The organism is Nocardioides sp. NPDC023903 (assembly GCF_040639295.1).
Lineage (GTDB): Bacteria > Actinomycetota > Actinomycetes > Propionibacteriales > Nocardioidaceae > Nocardioides.
Map to the genome: position 1 here is coordinate 91,158 of NZ_JBEZZS010000018.1, position 19,083 is coordinate 110,240.

Here is a 19,083-nt window from a genome sequence, read left to right on the forward strand (position 1 = left end):
TGGGAGCATCCCGCCCATGTCCAACACGGCGCTGCCCCAGGCGCATGAGCAGAACCAGCAGGACGCGGCAGGGTCGAGGGTTCCGTCGCCTTCGCCGTTGCACGAGCGGCCCACTCAGGCGATGGCTGTCGCCGCCTTTGTTCTGTGCTGCTTCCTCTTCAACCCCGTCGCCGTCATCATCGGCATCGGACTCGCGATCACGGTGTTAGTTCAGTCGAAGCCGACACGCAACCACGGAGTCAGGAAGGCAATCACGGCGATCGTGATTGGCGTCTGCGGGCTGGTTCTCGTATCCGGTCTGTTCGCCTGGCTCTGGTCTTTCACCTATGGCACCAACATCGACCGCGACAAGAACGGTGCTGTGACTTCGAGCGGGCTCACGGTGCCCGACCTGCTGCGGGTCGGTGACTGCTTCGACGACGACAACCCCGTGGGCGAGCCGGTCTTCCTCTACACAATCGACGTCGTGCCCTGCTCCGAGCCGCACCAGTGGGAGGCATACCACCACTTCAACCTCGCCGACGGACCGTGGCCCGGAGACAACGAGGTTGCCTGGCTCGCAGATCCGTGGTGCCGTACCGCTTTCCACGGATTCATCGGCGAGCGTGAGGGCCCGAGTGACCTGCGGATGGATTTCTACGTGCCCAGCGAGGTGACCTGGCAGTCCGGCGACCGTCATGTCGTGTGCTACCTGGGGACCGGGTCACCGACGACCGACTCGCTGCGCGGCTCCGCCTGGCGGGATACCCCTTAGATGCGGTCCGAGATGGTCGATACGACGGGACGTCTGCGTCGCTCTACCAATCAGTGATGGACGTAGATGTCCCGTCGTATCGGCCTGGCGGAGGCGTGAAAGACTCCCGGGCGTGATCGAACTCCGGCCTGCCACCGCCGCCGACGTCCCCGTACTTCTGGAGCTGTGGGAGGTGGCCGCGGAGAACGACGCACGGCCGACCGACTGCGCGGCAAAGGTCGAGACGCTGATCGCGCGCGACCCGGAGGCCTGCACGGTCGCGATCACCGAGGACGGCCGGGTCGTCGGCTCCCTGATCTCCGGCTGGGACGGCTGGCGCGCCCACCTCTACCGTCTGGCGGTCCACCCCGACGTACGCCGCCAAGGGCTGGCCCGCCGCCTCCTGGATCACGCCGAGGCCCGCCTCGTGGCGCTCGGCGCGGGCCGGATCGACGCGATGGTCCTGGAGGGCAACGACCTGGGGCAGTCGCTGTGGAAGAGCTCGGGGTACGAGTCGCAGGCCGAGTGGCGTCGTTGGGTCCGCCCGGTCGGCTGAACGGCGGGTAACCGGTCGCCAAAGAGACCGAGTCGGGTCTACGTTCAGCGGATGGATTTCCTGACCCCCGAAGACCTTCCCGCACCCGCCGGCTACAGCCACACGGTGATCACCGACCCCGGCGCCCGGCTGGTCGTGACCTCGGGCCAGGTCGGCATCACCGCCGAGGGCGCCACGGCCGACGGCTGGGAGGCACAGACCCGGCAGACCTTCGTCAACCTCGGCGTGGCCCTGGCCGCTGCGGGCGCGAGCTGGGCGGACGTGGTGAAGCTGACCTACTTCGTCGTCTCCACCACCGAGCTGCCGCTGATCCGCGCGGTACGCGACGAGTTCGTCGACCTCGCGCACCCGCCGGCCAGCTCGCTGGTTCAGGTCGCCGGCCTCTTCCGCCCCGACGTACTCATCGAGATCGAGGCGACCGCCGCCATCAGCTGACCGGTCAGCCAGATCAGGTACGCCGACCCATCCCGAGGACGCCCAGGCGCTCGATGCCCTAGCCTCCGCGCCATGGATCACCCGCCGGCGGCGCTCGGCCCACAGGCCGAACAGTCGTCGCACCTGGCCTGGATCGCTCTGGCGCTCACCTTGGTGTGGGTTCCTCCGCTCGGTCTGCTGATCGGTCCTCTGGACACATTCTTGGGCCTGGCGTGCACATTCGGCGGCACGACCCTCGCCATCATTGTGCTCCTGCGCTCACGCCACGGCGTCGACCACGGCAAGGTGCCGGCGTCGATCGCCTTGGCAAGTGCCGCGCTGCACCTGGCTGTCACTCTTGCGCTCGCTCTGATCCTGGTGACGACCACAGAAGCCATAGACGTTCCCGTGGTTGCGGAGACGATCTCGAGATGGCGAAGGATCCCGGTTGGCCCGTTCCTCCGGAAGAATCCGTCACCGGTGACTGCCTGCTGAGTATCGAGAGCCCAACCCTCACCTCCTGCGACGAGCCTCACCGGGTGGAGGTCGCCGGCACCTACACGCTTGCCGACAAGGGCTGGTTCGAGGATGCGGAAGCCGAGGCTGATCCGCTCTGCTCCAACGCCGTAGCGAAGTACCTCGGTATCTCCGAGGACGAGGCTGCCTGGCGCTACGGATTCTCCGTCTCCGGAGACGAGCCCTACGTGGTCTCCTGCTGGGCCGTCTCCGAAGACTCCGTCACCGGAACGATGCGCGCCAATCGACCCTGACCAGGACCTATGCCGTCACAATCCCCCATGTGCGGTGAAGTGACGGCTGAAGTCGCGCCGGTCCCCACCACTTCCATGCACATGGGGGAAGGTGACGCCTCCAGGCGAGTCGTACGACTCAGACCACGCTGAGCGGCAGCAACTTCTTGCCCGTCGGGCCGATCTGGATGTCGGTGTTCATCTCCGGGCAGACGCCGCAGTCGTAGCAGGGGGTCCAGCGGCAGTCCTCGACCTCGATGTCCTCGCCGTTGGCGACGGCGAGAGCGTCTTCCCAGTCGGCCCAGAGCCAGTCCTTGTCGAGACCGGAGTCGAGGTGGTCCCAGGGGAGGATCTCGTCGTACTCACGCTCGCGGGTGGTGTACCAGTCGAGGTCGACGCCGGTGCCGGCAAGACCGGTCTCGGCGGCGGTCATCCAGCGGTCGTAGGAGAAGTGCTCGCTCCAGCCGTCGAAGCGGCCGCCGTCGCGCCAGACATGCTCGATGATCCGGCCGACGCGGCGGTCGCCGCGAGACAGCAGGCCCTCGACGATGCCGGGCTTGCCGTCGTGGTAGCGGAAACCGATCGCGCGGCCGAACTTCTTGTCGGAGCGGACCATGTCGCGCAGCTTCTGCAGCCGCTCGTCGGTGGTCTCGTGGTCGAGCTGGGAGGCCCACTGGAAGGGGGTGTGGGGCTTGGGTACGAAGCCACCGATCGAGACGGTGCAGCGGATGTCGTTGCGGCCCGACACCTCGCGGCCCTTGGCGATGACCTTCTTGGCGAGCTCGGCGATCTGGAGCACGTCCTCGTCGGTCTCGGTCGGCAGGCCGCACATGAAGTAGAGCTTCACCTGGCGCCAGCCGTGGCTGTAAGCCGCACCGACGGTGCGGATCAGGTCCTCCTCGGTGACCATCTTGTTGATCACCTTGCGCATCCGCTCGGAGCCACCCTCGGGGGCGAAGGTCAGACCAGAGCGACGGCCGTTGCGGGAGAACTCGTTGGCCAGGGTGATGTTGAAGGCGTCGACACGGGTCGAGGGCAGCGAGAGCGACACGTTGGTGCCCTCGTAGCGGTCGGCCAGGCCGGTCGCTACGTCACCGATCTCGGTATGGTCCGCCGAGCTCAGCGAGAGCAGGCCGACCTCCTCGAAACCGGACTTCCGGATTCCGTTCTCGACCATGTCGCCGATGGTGGTGATCGAGCGCTCGCGCACCGGGCGGGTGATCATCCCGGCCTGGCAGAAGCGGCAGCCGCGGGTGCAGCCGCGGAAGATCTCCACCGAGAACCGCTCGTGCACGGTCTCAGCCAAGGGCACCAAGGGATTCCGCGGGTAGGGCCACGCGTCGAGGTCCATCAGGGTGTGCTTGCGCACCCGCCACGGGATGTCGGGGCGGTTTGGGACCACGGCCTCGATCTGGCCGTCGGCGGCGTAGTTCACGTCGTAGAACTTCGGGACGTAGACGGCCCCGGAGACGGCCAGTCGCCGCAGCAGCTCGTCGCGACCGCCGGGGCGACCGTCCTGCTTCCACTCGCGCACGACCTCGGAGATCTTGAGCACGACCTCCTCGCCGTCGCCGAGCACGGCAGCGTCGAGGAAGTCGGCGATCGGCTCGGGGTTGAACGCGGCGTGGCCGCCGGCGAGCACCACCGGGTCGTCGTCGCCACGGTCGACCGCGTGCAGCGGGATCCCGGCGAGGTCGAGTGCGTTGAGCATGTTGGTGTAGCCGAGCTCGGTCGAGAACGAGAGCCCGAAGACGTCGAACGCCTTCACCGGACGGTGTGCGTCGACGGTGAACTGCGGGATCGGCCCCTGCTCGTCGCCCTCGCGCATGATCTTCTCGAGGTCGGGCCACACGGCGTAGGTGCGCTCGGCGGCGATCCAGTCGCGCTCGTTGAGCACCTCGTAGAGGATCTGGACACCCTGGTTGGGCAGGCCGACCTCGTAGGCGTCGGGGTACATCAGCGCCCACCGCACCTCGACCTCGTCCCACTTCTTGACGGTCGAGTTGAGCTCCCCACCGACGTACTGGATCGGCTTGGACACCAGCGCCAGGCGCGGCTCCAGCCGAGGGAAGACGGACTCAGGAACGAGGTCGCTCTGGGCGACGGTCACGATGGGCACCTCAAAGCTCGGGAACGATCAACCCCAAGCGTACGCCGCCCCCTGACTCCCCTACCAAACCTGGCGCCGCGAGGACAGAATGCCGGGCATGGCTTTGCGTACGTGGGCAGGAGAGTTCGCCGGAGGAACCATTGCGACAGGCATGGCCAGGCTCAACGCCCGGCATCCGTGGAGCCACAACGACCACTTCCACAGCTGGATCCTCGCGAACCTGCCGGCGCTGCGTCGCGGCGCGCTGGACGTCGGCTGCGGCCGCGGCGAGCTCGTGGCCGCGCTGTCGCCGCGGTTCGCGTCGGTCCGCGGGAACGATCGCGACGAGGAGATGCGGCGACATGCCACCGCTCGCTGCACGGGTCTCGCCAACGTGACCATCGACGGTCGTCCGTGGTCCGAGGCCACGAGCCCGATCGACCTGGTCACGATGGTCGCCGTCCTGCACCATCTCGACATCGCCGCCGCTCTCGCCGACGTGCGCCGCCTCCTGGAGCCAGGTGGGCGGTTCCTGGCGGTCGGCCTCGCCCCGCCGCGCAGCGCGACGGACCATCTGTGGGACCTCGCGTCCGCCGTCACGAACCCGGTGATCGGCTATGTCAAGCATCCGTGGCCATCAGCCGACGGCGTACCCGTCACCCCAGTCCCGATCAAGGACCCGACGATGCCCTTCGACGAGCTGCGAGAGATCGTCCTCGACGTCATGCCCGGCGCCTCGGTCCGGCGGCGCCTCGGCTTCCGGCACACGATCGCGTGGACCAAGCCGTCCTAGCGGAGCGGAAATGGCCGTTGGGGCCGCCCCTCCCGGACGGCCCCAACGGCCCTGAGCTCAGAGCCAGTGGCTCAGAACAGCGTGGTGAGCAGCAGGTTCGGGGAACCGGTGCCCGGGTTGGTGACCACGTCGGGAACGCCGGCGCCGGTCAGGCCCGTGGCGACGTCGGCCGGGGTGGCCGAGGGGTTCGCCTCGAGGAAGAGCGCGGCGGCACCGGCGACGTGGGGGGTCGCCATCGACGTACCGGAGATGGTGTTGGTCGAGCCGTCGTTCCAGGCCGAGGTGATGTCGACGCCGGGGGCGAAGATGTCGAGGCACTCACCGGTGTTGGAGAAGTCCGCGGCGGCGTCGGCGTTGTCGGTGGCACCGACGGTGATCGCCTCCGGAACGGCCGCCGGCGAGGAACCGCAGGCGTCGGAGCTCTCGTTGCCGGCCGCGACTGCGTAGGTCACGCCGTCGGCGATCGAGGCCTGGACAGCCGCGTCGAGAGCGGCGTCGTTGCCGCCACCGAGCGACATGTTGGCGACGGCCGGGCCGTCGGTGTGGTTCTCGGTGACCCACTCGATGCCCGCGACGACACCCTCGGTGGTGCCGGAGCCCTGGTCGTCGAGGACGCGGACCGGAACGATCGTGGCCTCCTTGGCCAGACCGTATGTGGTGCCCGCGACGGTGCCGGCGACGTGGGTGCCGTGGCCGTTGCCGTCGGTCGGGTCGGTGTCGCCGTCGACGGCGTCGAAGCCCTCACCGATGCGGCCGCTGAACTCGGAGTGGTCGGTCGCGACACCGGTGTCGATGATGTAGGCGGTCACGCCGGCACCGGTCTGCTCGTAGTGGTAGTTCTTGTCGAGCGGCAGTGCGGCCTGGTCGACCCGGTCCAGGCCCCAGGTCGGGTCCGCCTGGTCGCCCTGGGTGGTGTAGCGGTGGTTGGCCTGCACGTAGGCGACGTCCGGGTTGGAGCGGACCTCGTCGAGCGCGTCCTTGTCGAGCGAGGCGGAGAAGCCATTGAACGCCGTGTTGAAGACCTCCCGTACGTCTCCACCGGCGTCGCGGGCGTCACTGCGCACCGACTTGGCCTCGGACTTGGCCACGTCGCTGCGGCCCTGCTTCTCCATCACGACGATGTACTCACCCTCGATTGCGGTCGAGGCGTCCGCGCCGCGCAGCGGTGCCGGACTGTCCGCGGCGCCGGCCGGGACGGTGAAGGCGATCGCCGACGCTGCTGCTCCAACAGCTACGGCGGAGATGACTGCCGGCGCCTTGAAGGCCCGGTTCTTGATGGTTCGGTTCACGAACTGACTCCCGTCATCGTGCGGCCCGATGGGGCCACAACCATTCATTGCACCGGACTTGGGAACCGCCTGTAGGTGGTCCCACGCGCAGACCTCGCACGTGCCGGCCGAACGCCCTGCGCCCTCCCTACGGCCGCAACCCGAAGCGTTCGGTCAACCACGTAATCACGTTACGTAGAACCCGTAACGACCCAACTCTTCGCATTGCAGCAACGTGCAGATACCAAAGGTGAACACCTATAAACAGCCCATAAACAAGGCAGGAAAAATGGCTTGTAACCCAACACACCGGGCCGCTCGCGTAACGCGAGCGACCCGGTGCGGTCAATCCTCAGACGAGCGCCTCAGATCAGGCGATAGAGGTGTCGTCGATCAGGAAGCTGGTCCCGAGCGAGGAGTCCTCGGTGCCGGTGAACGTCAGCGTGACGGTGCTGCCGGCGAAGGACCCGAGCGAGAACGACTTCAACGAGTACGACGAGCTCGCGTTCAGGTTGGAGTACGTCGCCAGCGTCGTCGAACCGACCTTGACGGTCAGCTTGTCGTAGGCCGTCGAGGTGGTCGTCTCATTGGTGATCACCCGCAGGTAGAACGACAGGGTCTTGCCGGTCGTCGGCAGGGTGACCGACTGCGACAGGTTGTCGGTGCGGGCGGTGCCGTAGCCGTTCAGCCACGCCTTGTAGGAGCCCGAGCGGGCGGGGGCGCCGCTCGAGTTGTCGATCACGCCCGAGGAGGCGCTCCAGCCGGTCGCGCCCGACTCGAAGCCCGGGTTGGTGAGCAGGTTGCCCGTGGTCGGCGGGTCCGTCGGGTCCGTGCCACCGCTCCACAGCGAGTAGAGGAGGCGGTTGGGAGAACCGGTCCCGGGCGAGGTGACCACGCCGGTGGTGGCGTTGGAGTTGATCGCCGAGGCGACGGCGGATGCCGATGCCGTCGGGTTCGCCTGCAGGTAGAGCGCCGCCACTCCGGCGACGTGCGGGGTCGCCATCGACGTACCGGAGATCGTGTTGGTCGCCGTGTTGGAGGTGTGCCACGCCGAGGTGATCGAGGAGCCGGGGGCGAACAGGTCGACGCACGAGCCGATGTTGGAGAAGCTCGACCGGGCGTCGGTGTTGGTCGTCGAGCCGACGGTCAGGGCACCGGCCACCCGAGCGGGCGAGCCGTTGCACGCGTTGGCACCGGAGTCGTTGCCCGCGGCCACGGCGTAGGTGACGCCGTCCGCCATCGAGCTGGAGACCGCGGAGTCGAGGGTCGAGGAGACCCCACCGCCGAGCGACATGTTGGCTACCGCCGGACCGGAGGTGTGGTTGGAGGTCACCCAGTTCACACCCGCGATCACACCGGCGGTCGTGCCGGACCCGGAGGCGTCGAGCACGCGGACGGGCACGAGCGTGACGTTCTTGGCGACGCCGTACGTCGACCCGCCGACGGTGCCGGCCACGTGGGTGCCGTGGCCGTTCTCGTCCTCGGTGCTGGACCCGATGGCGGTGTAGCCGGAGGTCACCCGGCCACCGAAGTCCGCATGCGCGGAACGGATGCCGGTGTCGATGATGTACGCCTTCACACCCGAGCCGGTGTAGTCGTAGTGGTAGTTCGAGTTCAGCGGCAGGTTGCGCTGGTCGATGCGGTTGAGACCCCAGGTGGGGTTGGCCTGGTCGCCGCTGGCCTTCACGACCTGGTTGGCCTCGATGTAGTCCACGTCGGGGTTGCTGCGGAGCGCGTCGAGCGCGTCGGCGTCGAGCGTGGCGGAGAATCCGGTGACCGCCTTGTCATAGGCGTACTTCACCGAGCCACCCTTCTCCTTCGCGAGCGCCCGGGCGTCGGCGGCGTTGGCCTTGGCCGCCGCACCGTTGCCCTTCATCACGACGATGTAGGAGTTGTCGATGGCCGTCGACTTCTCGGCACCGATCAGCGGTGCCGGGCTGTCTGCCGCGCCGGCGGGACCGGACATGGCCAGGATGGTGGTAGCCGCACCGACGGCGGTGACCGTCGCTGCTGCCAGTGCGCCGAGGCGCTGGATTTTGTGGGGTCGGTTCACGGTTACTGCTCCCGTCGTCAAGCAGCCTCGGGATGAGGGCTGCAAGGGGTAACAGATGCCCTGTAGGGCACCGGGAGGGAACGTAATCGAGTTTAATTTCGATGAAACGCGACATCTTTTCGCACTGCAGCAACCTGCAGGCGATCACGCGAGCGGAGGTCCTGAAGTGGTCCGGACCGGTCCAGACCGGTGCGTCGCGAGCGGGCCGAGATGCCGAGCAGCACACCCACCGCCAGCAGGGCCGCGATCATCGAGGAACCGCCGTAGGAGATCAGAGGTAGCGGCACCCCCGTGACCGGCATGATGCCCAGGCACATCCCGATGTTCTGGAAGCTCTGGATGCCGAGCCAGCACACGATCCCGGCTGCCGCCACGCGCCCGAAGAGATCGTCGGTGCGCGCCGCGATCCGCAGTCCGCGCCACAGCACGACGCCGATCAACCCGATCACCAGCAGCGAGCCGACCAGCCCGAGCTCCTCCCCCACGACCGTGAAGATGAAGTCGGTGTGCTGCTCGGGGACGAAGCCCGCACGGGCCTGCGATCCCTCGAACAGACCCTGCCCGAAGATGCCGCCGTCACCGATCGCGATCCGCGCCTGCTGCACGTTGTAGCCGGCCCCGCGTGGATCCAGCGACGGATCGGTGAACGCCATGAACCGGTTGATCTGGTACTGCTTCAGCACCCCGGTCGCGACCACCGTCGTGGCACCCGCCACGCCGGTCAACGCCAGCAGCGCCAGCCATCGCCGCGGTGTTCCCGCGGCCGCGAGCACGCAGAAGACCGTCACACCGAGCACCAGCGTGGTGCCGAGGTCGGGCTGCAGCAGGACCAGGACGATCGGCACCGCCGCGACCAGGATCATCGCGACCACGTCGCCCAGCGACACCCGTGCCCGCCAACGGCCCTCGCTGCGCTCGGCCAGGACCAGCGCCATCGCGACGACCACGGCCAGCTTGGCCAGCTCCGAGGGCTGGACCTGCACCGGCCCGAGGACCACCCACGACTTCGACCCGTTGACCGTCGATCCCATCACCAGGACCAGCACCAGCCCCACCACCGCGCCCAGGTAGACCACCGGCGTCAGGAGCCGGACCCAGCGGTGGTTGGTCGCGACCACGCCCACCATCAGCACCAGCCCGGCGGCCACGTTGATCGCCTGTTTGCGCAGGTAGGCGGTGGTGTCGCCACCGGTGATCGCGTCCCGGTGGATGGTCGCGGACCAGACCAGCAGCACCGAGAGCGACACCAGGACCAGCACCGCGCCCAGGAGGACCAGGTCGATGCGGCGTACGAAGGCCATCACGTCGTTCTTCATGCTCCGGCCTCAGTCCTTCGGGGCGACGATCGAGCCGTCGGCGCCGAATGCGGGCAGATTCCTGGGTGGGTCGATGCCCCGGATCGCGGCCTTGTCGGGCCGCACCTCGGCGCCGCCCTCCTCGATCCCGTAGAGCGTCTCCCACAGCTTGCGTACGGCATCGCCCACCGAGCCCGAACCGGTGCCACCCTGGGAGATGGTCATGATGACGACGTACTTCTTGTTGTACGTCGCGACCCAGCCGGTCGTCTGCTTGCCGGTGACCTCGGCGGTGCCGGTCTTGCCGCGCACCTTCACCTCGTCGAGCGGGAACCCGCCGAACTTCCAGGCCAGGGAGCCCGACTGGGGAGTGCCGAGCAGCGCCTCGTTGACGTAGTCGATGCTCTTGGCCGACATCTTCACCTTGCCGGCGACCTTGGGATCGATCTTCTCGACCACCGTCCCGTCGCCGCTGACGACCGCCTTCCCGATCCTGGGCTCGTAGAGGGTGCCGCCGTTGGCCAGGGACGCGTAGGCCCGAGCGAGCTGGATCGGGGTGACCATCGTGTCGCCCTGGCCGATGGAGAAGTTCACCGCGTCGCCGGTGCGGTAGTAGTTGCCCTCGATGCAGAACTCGTGGGCGAAGAGCTGCAGGAAGTCGGTGGGGGCGTTCTTCTTCTCGTCCATCCGGCAGTAGTAGCCCTTCATGGCCTGGTAGTACTCGGCCTTCCACTTCCGGTCCGCGATCCGGCCCGTCGACTCCCCCGGCAGGTCGATGCCGGTGCGCTTACCGAAGCCAAAGGCCTTGGCGGTCTCCACCAGCGGGTCCTTGGCGTTGACGTCGGCGGGGTTGGCGCCGTACTTCTGCCAGTAGTGGACCCCGACCTGGTAGAAGAACGTGTTGCAGGAGACCTGGAGCGCCTTGGCGAAGTCGATGAACCCGTAGGCGCCCGACTCGTAGTTCTTGAACACCCGGTTGCCCACCTGGAGCCCGCTGGAACAGTTGAGCAGGGTGTCGCGGCTGTAGCCGTTGTTGAGCGCGCCGACCGTCATGAACGGCTTCCACGTCGAGCCCGGCGCGAACTGACCCTGCGTCGCCCGTGGCAACAGCGGGTAGCCCGCCTTCTCGGAGTAGAGCCTGTCGAGCTGCTTCTGGGTGATCCCGCCGACCCACTCCTCGGGGTCGTACGTCGGCTGGTTGGCCATCGCGACCAGTCGGCCGGTCTGCGCCTCCATGACCACGACCGAGCCGGAGTCGGCCTCGAAGTTGCGGCCGGAGATCTTGTCGAAGGTGTTGCGCGCGGTCTCGATCGACTCGGCGAGCAGCTTCTCGGCACGGCCCTGCACCTTGGCGTCGATGCTGGTCACCAGCGTGTCGCCGGGCTGGGAGGCGACCGAGTCGCCGCGCCCGATCTCCCGGCCGAGCGAGTCGACGGTGACGGTGTCGTAGCCGGGCATCCCGCGCAGCCACTGGTCGTACTCCTTCTCGACACCGGAGCGACCCACCATCGAGGTGATGTTGAGCGACTCGTCGCCACGCTCCTTGGCGTTGTCGTTCTCGTCCTCGGTGATCGGGGAGAGATAGCCGAGCACGCCGGCGGCGTTGATGCCGAAGGGGCTCGGGTAGGAGCGCAGCGTCTGCTTCTCCGCGACCACCCCAGGGAAGTCCTCCGGCTGCTCGAGGATGCGCAGCGCGGTCGACTCGGAGACGTCGGTGGCGATCGGGACCGGCTGGTAGCGGGTGCCGGACCAGTTGGCGATCGCCTCGTCCTGCTTCTTCGGGGACACGTCGACGGCCTTGGCGACGCGGGCCATCAGCGTCTTCCTGTCGTCGTCGTCGAGCCCGTCGAGCACGCCCTGGTCGAGGCTGACCACCCAGGCGGAGCGGTTGGTCACCATCGGCCGGCCCTGGGCGTCGACGATGATGCCGCGCACCGGCTGGCGCACGATCTCGCGCTTGGACTGCGAGGCCGCTGCGGCCTGATAGGCGTCGCCGTGGCGTACCTGCAGGTAGAAGAGCCTGACCCCGAGCGTGGCCAGCAGCGAGAAGACGAGCGCCTGGATCACGATCAGCCGCAGCCGGCTGACCTGGGCTGTGGAGAGTCGACTCGGCACTAGAGATCTCCCTTGCCGATCAGCCACAGCATCGCCGGGATCAGCAACGGCGCCAGCAGCAGGTCGTAGCCGACGCTGATCGCCACGGTCGGCAGCAGCGTCAGCGGCGCCTCACCGAGGATCAGGCCGCTGACCGCGAAGATGCTGACCCCGATGAACGCGCAGGTGGCCACCGTTGCCATCACGGTCATCGCGTTGGGACGGCCCTGGCCACCGTGGATGCTGCCCTCATCGATGCTGCCCTCGCGCACGCGGCCGGCGACGTAGCCGACGATCAGCAGCGCCAGCGCCCATCGGCCCGCGGTGTGGTCGGCGGGAGGCGCCAGATCGAGGAGTACGCCGGCGGCGAATCCGGTCACCAGACCGGCCTGCCCGCCGCGGGTGAGCGCGACCGCGAGGACGACCAGGAGCGCCAGGTCGGGGGTGATCCCGCGGATGGCGAAGGCCGGCGCCACGCTCAGCTGAAGGACGACCGCGATGATGACCAGCATGCCGACCAGGACGTTACGCAGCACCGGGGCGGCGCCGGAGGCGCGGCCTTCCATCTCGCTCATCGCAGCTCCCCTTCCGGCGTGATGACGGCTCGGTCGCTCATGGTGTCGTTGGGCACCACCACCCCGACGACGTCGAGCGAGCCGAAGTCGACGTACGGCTTGATCCGCACCGTCTGCGAGGAGTCACGCACGCTCTCGAAGGTGTCGGTCACCTCACCGATCGGCAGCCCGGAGACATACGGAGCGGCCCGGCCGTCACCCCAGGTGATGACCGTGTCCCCCTTGAGCGGGGCGGTGGACTGGTCGACGAGGTCGAGGGTCAGCAGGCCGGCGTTGGTGCCACCGGCGACCGCGCCGGAGCCCCGGACCATGCCGACCTGGCCCGACTTCTTGCCGCTGCGGTCGGCGCCGCCGACGCGGCCGCCGACGACCGAGGCGGCATCGACGATCAGCAGAACCGTCGCCGAGGTCTTGGTGACCCGCAGCACCCGGCCGACCAGGCCGTCGCCGGTCACGACCGACATGTCGGACCTGATCCCGGCGGCGCTGCCGGCGTCGATGGTGACGGTGCGGTTGAAGGTCTGAGCGGGGCCGTAGGCGGTGACGCGCGCCGGCACCATGGCGTAGCCGAGGTCCTCGGCGGCGCGGGTGATCGACTCGTACTCGGCGAGCTTGGCGCGGCCGTAGTCGGTGACCTCGACCTGGCGGCGCAGCGCGGAGTTCTCGGCCTCGAGCTTCGCGACCTTGTCACGCAGTTCGTCGCGGGTGTCGAACCACTCCGGGATGTCGGTGAACGGACGGGCCACCATCGCCGCACCGGTCTCCAGCGGAGAGATCACCTCACCGACCGCGGCGCGGGCCGGCTCCAGCACGGGGGTCTGGTCGAGCGTGGCCAGCGTGGCGCAGCACAGGATGAGCGCGATCAGCCAGGAGCGCTTCGGGCCACCGCCGCCGGCCTTGGTCTCGAGGCTGCCGCGGCGGTTGAGCCGCTCCCGCGGCGTACGGACCATGGGTTTGGGGCCCTTGCGTTGTGCCAGCCCTTTGCGCAGACGTTCGCTGGGGCGGGGGCTCAGCAACGACACGTCACCATCTCCTGTTCTCGTTCACCAGGACGGGGCGGAGTACGTCGTAGTCCTCGACGCAGCGGCCGGCGCCCATCGCGACCGAGGTCAGCGGGGACTCGGCGACATGGACGGGCATACCGGTCTCGTGGCGCAGGCGCTCGTCGAGCCCGCGCAGGAGGGCACCACCGCCGGTGAGCACGATGCCGCGGTCCATGATGTCGCCGGCGAGCTCGGGCGGCGTCTGGTCGAGGGTGGACCGGACCGCGTCGAAGATGTCGTGCAGCGGCTCCTCGATCGCCTTGCGCACCTCGGCGCTCGAGACGGTCACGGTGCGCGGCAGGCCGCTGACCAGGTCTCGTCCCCTGATCTCTGCCTCGGGCTCGTTGGGCAGCGGCCAGACCGAGCCGAGGGTCATCTTGACCTCCTCGGCGGTGCGCTCGCCCAGGAGCAGCGCGTGCTCCTTCTTCAGCCAGGTCATGATCGCGTTGTCGAGCTGGTGGCCGGCGGTCCTGATCGACTGCGAGGTGACGATGCCGCCGAGGCTGATCACCGCGACCTCGGTGGTGCCGCCGCCGATGTCGACGACCATGTTGCCGGTCGGCAGGTGCACCGGGAGCCCGGCGCCGATCGCGGCCGCCATCGGCTCCTCGATGATGTTCACCATCCGGGCGCCGGACTGGTAGCCGGCCTCCTTCACCGCGCGGATCTCGACCGCGGTGATCCCGGACGGGACGCAGATGACCATCCGCGGCTTGGCGAAGTAGCGGCGGCGGTGGACCTGATGGATGAAGTAGCGAAGCATCTGCTCGGTCGCCTCGAAGTCGGCGATCACGCCGTCCTTCAGCGGCCGCAGCGCGACGATGTCGTCGGGCGTACGTCCCAGCATCTTCTTGGCCTCATGGCCGACGGCGACCATCTCGCCGGTGTTCTTGTTGAGCGCGACCACACTCGGCTCATCGACAAGGACACCCTTGCCGCGGACGTAGACGAGTGTGTTTGCGGTGCCGAGGTCCACCGCCATGTCACGTCCAATGATGCTCGCCATGCGTCCTCGCGTTCCCGGGGCGCCGCGTCGGGGATCTGTGCTGCAGGATGCGGGCCTCCCGACGAGGCTACGAAGGTCCGAGCCTCAATCCGGAGAGGCTCGCCGAAACCGCAACGATACGGGGTGCATCCACGTCGCCGAACCAGGGGATGCCTGTGTTCACCGGGTGTTGCGGAACGGCTCACGGAGGCCCGTGAAAGCGGTCTCCAGGGCAAATGAGAGATCGCGCCGGTAGGGCTACCGGCGCGATCCCAGGGTCAGGCGATTAGGCGCCGAACCAGAGCTTGATCTCGCGGTCGGCCGACTCGGGCGAGTCCGAGCCGTGGACGAGGTTCTCGCGGTTGGAGAGGGAGAAGTCGCCGCGGATGGTGCCCGGAGCGGCCTTGCGGCCGTCGGTGGCACCGTTGAGCGCGCGGACGACCTCGATCGCCTCGTCGCCCTCGAGGACGGCGGCGACGAGCGGGCCGGAGGTGACGAAGTCACGCAGCGGCGGGTACCAGGGCTGCTCGACGTGCTCGGCGTAGTGCTCGTCGGCCATGCCCGCGTCGATGGTGCGGTGCTCCAGTTTCACGATCGAGAGGCCCTTGGCCTCGTAGCGGGACAGGATCTCCCCCACCAGGCCCCGGCGGACGGCGTCGGGCTTCAGGATCACGAACGTGCGCTGCGTCATGGGGCCGAGCGTATCGGGGCGGGCCGGTGCGGGCACGTTCGGGCCGGTCGCCGCTGTGCCCTTGTCGGCCACGTTGAGACCATGTCGGTGGGATGCGGCAGGATGGCGCTCCGTGACGACAACCCCATCAGCTCCGACGCTCGCAGACTCGATGGCCGCCATCCCGGCCCGCATCGCCGAAGACCTCGGGGTGCGCCCGGCGCAGGTGACCGCAGCGGTCGCCTTGCTCGACGAGGGCTCGACGGTGCCGTTCATCGCGCGCTACCGCAAGGAGGTCACCGGCGGCCTCGACGACGCCCAGCTGCGTACGTTGGAGGAGCGCCTCGGCTACCTGCGCGACCTCGAGGAGCGGCGTGCCGCCGTGCTCGCCGAGATCGCGAAGCAGGACAAGCTCACCCCCGAACTGCAGGCCTCGATCCTCGCCGCCGACACGAAGGCGCGGCTGGAGGACATCTACCTGCCGTTCAAGCCGAAGCGGCGCACCAAGGCGATGATCGCCCGCGAGAACGGGCTCGAGCCGCTGGCCGACGGGCTGCTCGGCGACCCGTCGCAGGACCCGGCCGTCGTGGCCGAGGGCTTCCTCGGCGAGAACGTCCCCGACGTGAAGGCCGCGCTCGACGGCGCTCGCGCGATCCTGGTCGAGCGGTTCGGCGAGGACGCCGACCTGATCGGCACGCTGCGGGAGCGGATGTGGAAGCAGGGCCGCCTGGTGACCCGCGTCCGCGAAGGGCGCGAGAACGACCCGGCCGCCGCGAAGTTCTCCGACTACTTCGAGTTCTCCGAGGCGTACGCCTCGCTGCCGTCGCACCGCACCCTGGCCGTCCTCCGTGCTGAGAAGGAGGAGGTGCTCGACGTCACCCTCTCCCCCTACGCCGAGGAGCCGGAGCCGGGCGGGGTCACCGACTACGAGCGCTCGATCGCTTCTCGTTTCGGGATCACGGACTCCGGCCGTCCGGCCGACAAGTGGCTGGCCGAGACGGTGCGGTGGGCGTGGCGTACGCGGATCCTGTTCCGCCTCGAGCTCGACATGCGCACCCGGATCCGCACCGCCGCCGAGGAGGCCGCGATCGCGGTCTTCGCCGACAACCTGCGCGACCTGCTGCTGGCCGCGCCGGCCGGCACGCGGGCGACGATGGGTCTCGACCCCGGCATCCGGACGGGCGTGAAGGTGGCCGTCGTGGACGCGACCGGGAAGGTGGTCGACACCTCGACGGTCTACCCGCACGAGCCGCGGCGCGACTGGGACGGATCGCTGGCGACGCTGGCCAAGCTGGCGAAGAAGCACTCGGTCGACCTGATCGCGATCGGCAACGGCACCGCCTCACGTGAGACCGACAAGCTCGCCGCTGACCTGCTCAAGCTGCTGCCGGAACTGAAGATGACGAAGGTGATGGTCTCGGAGGCGGGCGCCTCGGTCTACTCCGCCTCGGCCTACGCCTCCGCCGAGCTTCCGGACCTCGACGTGTCGATCCGTGGTGCGGTGTCGATCGCGCGCCGTCTTCAGGACCCGCTGGCCGAGCTGGTGAAGATCGAGCCGAAGTCGATCGGCGTCGGGCAGTACCAACACGACCTGCCCGAATACGGCCTCTCCAAGTCCCTGGACGCGGTCGTCGAGGACTGCGTGAACGGCGTCGGCGTCGACCTCAACACCGCCTCGGCTCCGCTGCTGCGCCGGGTCTCGGGGATCACCGAGTCGCTCGCCTCTGCGATCGTCGCCCACCGCGACGCCAACGGCCCCTTCCGCACCCGTCGCGAGCTCACCAAGGTGGCGCGGCTCGGCCCGAAGGCGTTCGAGCAGGCGGCCGGGTTCCTCCGGATCCGCGGCGGTGACGACCCGCTCGACATGTCCGGCGTGCACCCGGAGGCCTATCCGGTGGTCAACCGCATCCTCGACAAGGCGTCGGCGGACATCGGATCGCTGATCGGCAACGCCGCTGCGCTGAAGTCGCTGAAGCCGTCGGAGTTCGTCGACGAGAAGTTCGGCCTGCCGACGGTCACGGACATCCTCTCCGAGCTCGAGAAGCCCGGACGCGACCCGCGTCCGGAGTTCCGCACGGCGACCTTCTCCGAGTCGGTGCACGTGATCGCCGACCTGCGTCCCGGCATGGTCCTGGAGGGCACCGTCACCAACGTGGCCGCCTTCGGCGCCTTCGTCGACATCGGCGTCCACCAGGACGGACTGGTCCACATCTCCGCGATGTCGGACAAGTTCGTCGAGGACCCCCGCGACGTGGTCCGCTCCGGTGACGTGGTGCGCGTGAAGGTCCAGGAGGTCGACGAGGCCCGCAAGCGGATCTCGCTCACACTCCGGCTCAACGACGACGCTCCCGCGGGTGCTCCCGCCAAGGGCGAGTCCGGCGACCGCTCCGGTCGCCCCGGCGGCCAGCGTGGCCAGGGCAAGGGCGGACCCAAGGGCGGCGGCAACGGTGGCGGCAAGGGCGGCGGGCGCCCCAGTGGCAACCGTGGTGGCCAGGGCGGCGGGCGCGGCTCCTCCGCCCCGGCCAACAGCGCTATGGCCGACGCGCTGCGGCGCGCCGGGCTCTCCTAGGTCTCTCCAAAATCGCTGGGGAGGAGATCTGCACGAGACCTGCACATCTCCTCCCCGCATCCTCCCGACTCGGCGCCCTAGGTTCGGAGCATGACCTCCAAGAACCTGTACGTGCTCGGCGGGATCGCCGCCGTCGGCACCGCGATCCTTCTCGTCCTCGGCGCCGGTGCGCTCGGGATCATCGGCGACGGCGGGCGCGCGGACATGATGTACCTCGCCCCCATCGCCATCGTCGTGCTCGGCGCGCTCGTGGTTCGGTTTCGAGCCCGCGGGATGGCGTTCGCCGTCGGTGCCGCTGCCCTCGCCACACTTCTTGTCGGCCTGATCGCGATCGCCGCCGGGCTCCATGACGACGTCGACGGCGCCCGAGACATCGTGATGATCAGTGCGCTGTACGCCGCCCTGTTCGCGGTCTCGGGCTGGCTGTTCTGGCGTTCCGACGCGCTGAGCGGGTAGTCCAGGGAGTTGGACTACCCCGCTGTGGCCCCCAGCTGGGCCGCGCGACGTGCGACATCCTCCGGCGCCGGACCGGTCGCGTCTACTGCGGTGACCGGGGTGCCGGCGACGCGGCGGATCGGGATCACACCCGCCCAGGTGCCGGCGTCGATGTCGGCGGGTTCGTCGACCGGTCCCTCGGCGCGCGCCTTCATCGAGGCCTCGGCGAGCGGGAGGGCGAGCACGGCGGTCGCGGCGAGCTCCTTGCGGGTGGCCGGCCGCAGGGTGTCCCAGCGCCCGGGGATCATCTGGTCGACGACCAGGGCGAGGGCACGCTCCCGCTCCTCCGGGTCCTCGACGAGACGTGCGCGGCCGATCACCACGGCCGAGCGGTAGTTCATCGAGTGGTGGAACCCGCTCCGCGCGGCGACCAGGCCGTCGAGCTCGGTGATCGTGACGCACACGTCGCGCTCCAGCGCCCGCGCGAGCCAGCCGGCGGCCACCGAGCCGTGCAGGTAGAGCGACCCGCCTGCGTCCGGGCCGTTGAGATCGAAGCCGTACGCCGTGGGCAGGACGACCGGGTGGGCGTCCTCGCCCGACCCGACGGTGACGCCCAGGTGGGCGATGAGTGCCTCGCCGAGGAAGGCGTGGAGGCGCTCGCGGTCGGGGACGGCGCGGTTCTTCCCGCGGCTGATCCGGGTGCGTGGGGTGGGTGACAACGTCGTGCTCATGGGACCATCCTGGTAGCGAAGTGGCCTGCAT

Annotated in this window: 18 protein-coding genes; 8 read left to right on the forward strand and 10 right to left on the reverse strand. The window is 69.0% G+C overall.

What is annotated here, in order from left to right:
- Positions 1-16 precede the first annotated feature (16 nt).
- The 5 genes from AB0F44_RS18830 to AB0F44_RS18850 all read left to right on the forward strand — a co-directional run bounded on the left by AB0F44_RS18830 (position 17) and on the right by AB0F44_RS18850 (position 2,473).
- Positions 17-754, forward strand: coding sequence for a septum formation family protein (locus AB0F44_RS18830; RefSeq protein ID WP_357357957.1), 738 nt, complete (start codon positions 17-19; stop codon positions 752-754).
- Positions 678-1,289: a GNAT family N-acetyltransferase gene (locus tag AB0F44_RS18835; protein ID WP_357357959.1), complete on the forward strand. Its 612-nt coding sequence runs from the start codon at positions 678-680 to the stop codon at positions 1,287-1,289. Before AB0F44_RS18830 ends, AB0F44_RS18835 begins: the two co-directional genes overlap by 77 nt.
- Before the next feature lie 51 nt (positions 1,290-1,340).
- Positions 1,341-1,724 carry a RidA family protein gene (locus tag AB0F44_RS18840; RefSeq protein WP_357357960.1) on the forward strand — a complete coding sequence of 128 codons (384 nt, stop codon included), beginning with the start codon at positions 1,341-1,343 and terminating at the stop codon, positions 1,722-1,724.
- Between the two features lie 72 nt (positions 1,725-1,796).
- Positions 1,797-2,198, forward strand: a complete 402-nt coding sequence (locus AB0F44_RS18845; protein ID WP_357357962.1) for a hypothetical protein — start codon at positions 1,797-1,799, stop codon at positions 2,196-2,198.
- Between the two features lie 44 nt (positions 2,199-2,242).
- On the forward strand, positions 2,243-2,473 hold the full coding sequence (locus AB0F44_RS18850) for a hypothetical protein (protein WP_357357964.1): 231 nt from the start codon (positions 2,243-2,245) through the stop codon (positions 2,471-2,473).
- Between the two features lie 118 nt (positions 2,474-2,591).
- Here the strand turns inward: AB0F44_RS18850 and AB0F44_RS18855 are convergent, their stop codons facing one another.
- Positions 2,592-4,562: a TIGR03960 family B12-binding radical SAM protein gene (locus AB0F44_RS18855; RefSeq protein WP_357357966.1), complete on the reverse strand. Its 1,971-nt coding sequence runs from the start codon at positions 4,560-4,562 to the stop codon at positions 2,592-2,594.
- Positions 4,563-4,659: 97 nt separating this feature from the next.
- Here AB0F44_RS18855 and AB0F44_RS18860 point away from each other — a divergent pair, with 97 nt between their 5' ends.
- Positions 4,660-5,334, forward strand: coding sequence for a class I SAM-dependent methyltransferase (locus AB0F44_RS18860; protein WP_357357968.1), 675 nt, complete (start codon positions 4,660-4,662; stop codon positions 5,332-5,334).
- A gap of 71 nt (positions 5,335-5,405) precedes the next feature.
- Here AB0F44_RS18860 and AB0F44_RS18865 read toward each other — a convergent pair whose 3' ends face one another.
- The 8 genes from AB0F44_RS18865 to ndk form a co-directional block, all read right to left on the reverse strand.
- Positions 5,406-6,623, reverse strand: coding sequence for a S8 family peptidase (locus tag AB0F44_RS18865; protein WP_357357970.1), 1,218 nt, complete (start codon positions 6,621-6,623; stop codon positions 5,406-5,408).
- 349 nt (positions 6,624-6,972) lie between these two features.
- Positions 6,973-8,655: a S8 family peptidase gene (locus AB0F44_RS18870; protein WP_357357972.1), complete on the reverse strand. Its 1,683-nt coding sequence runs from the start codon at positions 8,653-8,655 to the stop codon at positions 6,973-6,975.
- 92 nt (positions 8,656-8,747) lie between these two features.
- The gene (gene rodA / locus AB0F44_RS18875) at positions 8,748-9,971 is read right to left on the reverse strand and encodes a rod shape-determining protein RodA (RefSeq protein ID WP_357357974.1); all 1,224 of its coding nucleotides are present in this window, start codon (positions 9,969-9,971) and stop codon (positions 8,748-8,750) included.
- 9 nt (positions 9,972-9,980) lie between these two features.
- Complete coding sequence (mrdA, locus tag AB0F44_RS18880) at positions 9,981-12,065, reverse strand: penicillin-binding protein 2 (protein WP_357357976.1); 2,085 nt, start codon at positions 12,063-12,065, stop codon at positions 9,981-9,983.
- Positions 12,065-12,619, reverse strand: a complete 555-nt coding sequence (gene mreD, locus AB0F44_RS18885) for a rod shape-determining protein MreD (RefSeq protein ID WP_357357978.1) — start codon at positions 12,617-12,619, stop codon at positions 12,065-12,067. The genes mrdA and mreD overlap by 1 nt, the downstream gene beginning before the upstream one ends.
- Positions 12,616-13,641, reverse strand: a complete 1,026-nt coding sequence (gene mreC / locus AB0F44_RS18890; protein ID WP_357357980.1) for a rod shape-determining protein MreC — start codon at positions 13,639-13,641, stop codon at positions 12,616-12,618. Before mreC ends, mreD begins: the two co-directional genes overlap by 4 nt.
- Position 13,642: 1 nt before the next feature.
- Complete coding sequence (locus tag AB0F44_RS18895) at positions 13,643-14,668, reverse strand: rod shape-determining protein (RefSeq protein WP_160024659.1); 1,026 nt, start codon at positions 14,666-14,668, stop codon at positions 13,643-13,645.
- 265 nt (positions 14,669-14,933) lie between these two features.
- On the reverse strand, positions 14,934-15,338 hold the full coding sequence (ndk, locus tag AB0F44_RS18900) for a nucleoside-diphosphate kinase (RefSeq protein WP_008358543.1): 405 nt from the start codon (positions 15,336-15,338) through the stop codon (positions 14,934-14,936).
- Positions 15,339-15,450: 112 nt separating this feature from the next.
- On the opposite strand from ndk, the gene AB0F44_RS18905 reads away from it, so the two are divergent.
- Both AB0F44_RS18905 and AB0F44_RS18910 read left to right on the forward strand, forming a co-directional pair.
- Positions 15,451-17,886, forward strand: coding sequence for a Tex family protein (locus tag AB0F44_RS18905; RefSeq protein WP_357357981.1), 2,436 nt, complete (start codon positions 15,451-15,453; stop codon positions 17,884-17,886).
- Positions 17,887-17,976: 90 nt separating this feature from the next.
- On the forward strand, positions 17,977-18,342 hold the full coding sequence (locus AB0F44_RS18910; protein ID WP_350664018.1) for a hypothetical protein: 366 nt from the start codon (positions 17,977-17,979) through the stop codon (positions 18,340-18,342).
- Between the two features lie 14 nt (positions 18,343-18,356).
- Here AB0F44_RS18910 and AB0F44_RS18915 read toward each other — a convergent pair whose 3' ends face one another.
- On the reverse strand, positions 18,357-19,052 hold the full coding sequence (locus AB0F44_RS18915; protein WP_357357983.1) for a pyridoxamine 5'-phosphate oxidase family protein: 696 nt from the start codon (positions 19,050-19,052) through the stop codon (positions 18,357-18,359).
- Positions 19,053-19,083: the final 31 nt, after the last annotated feature.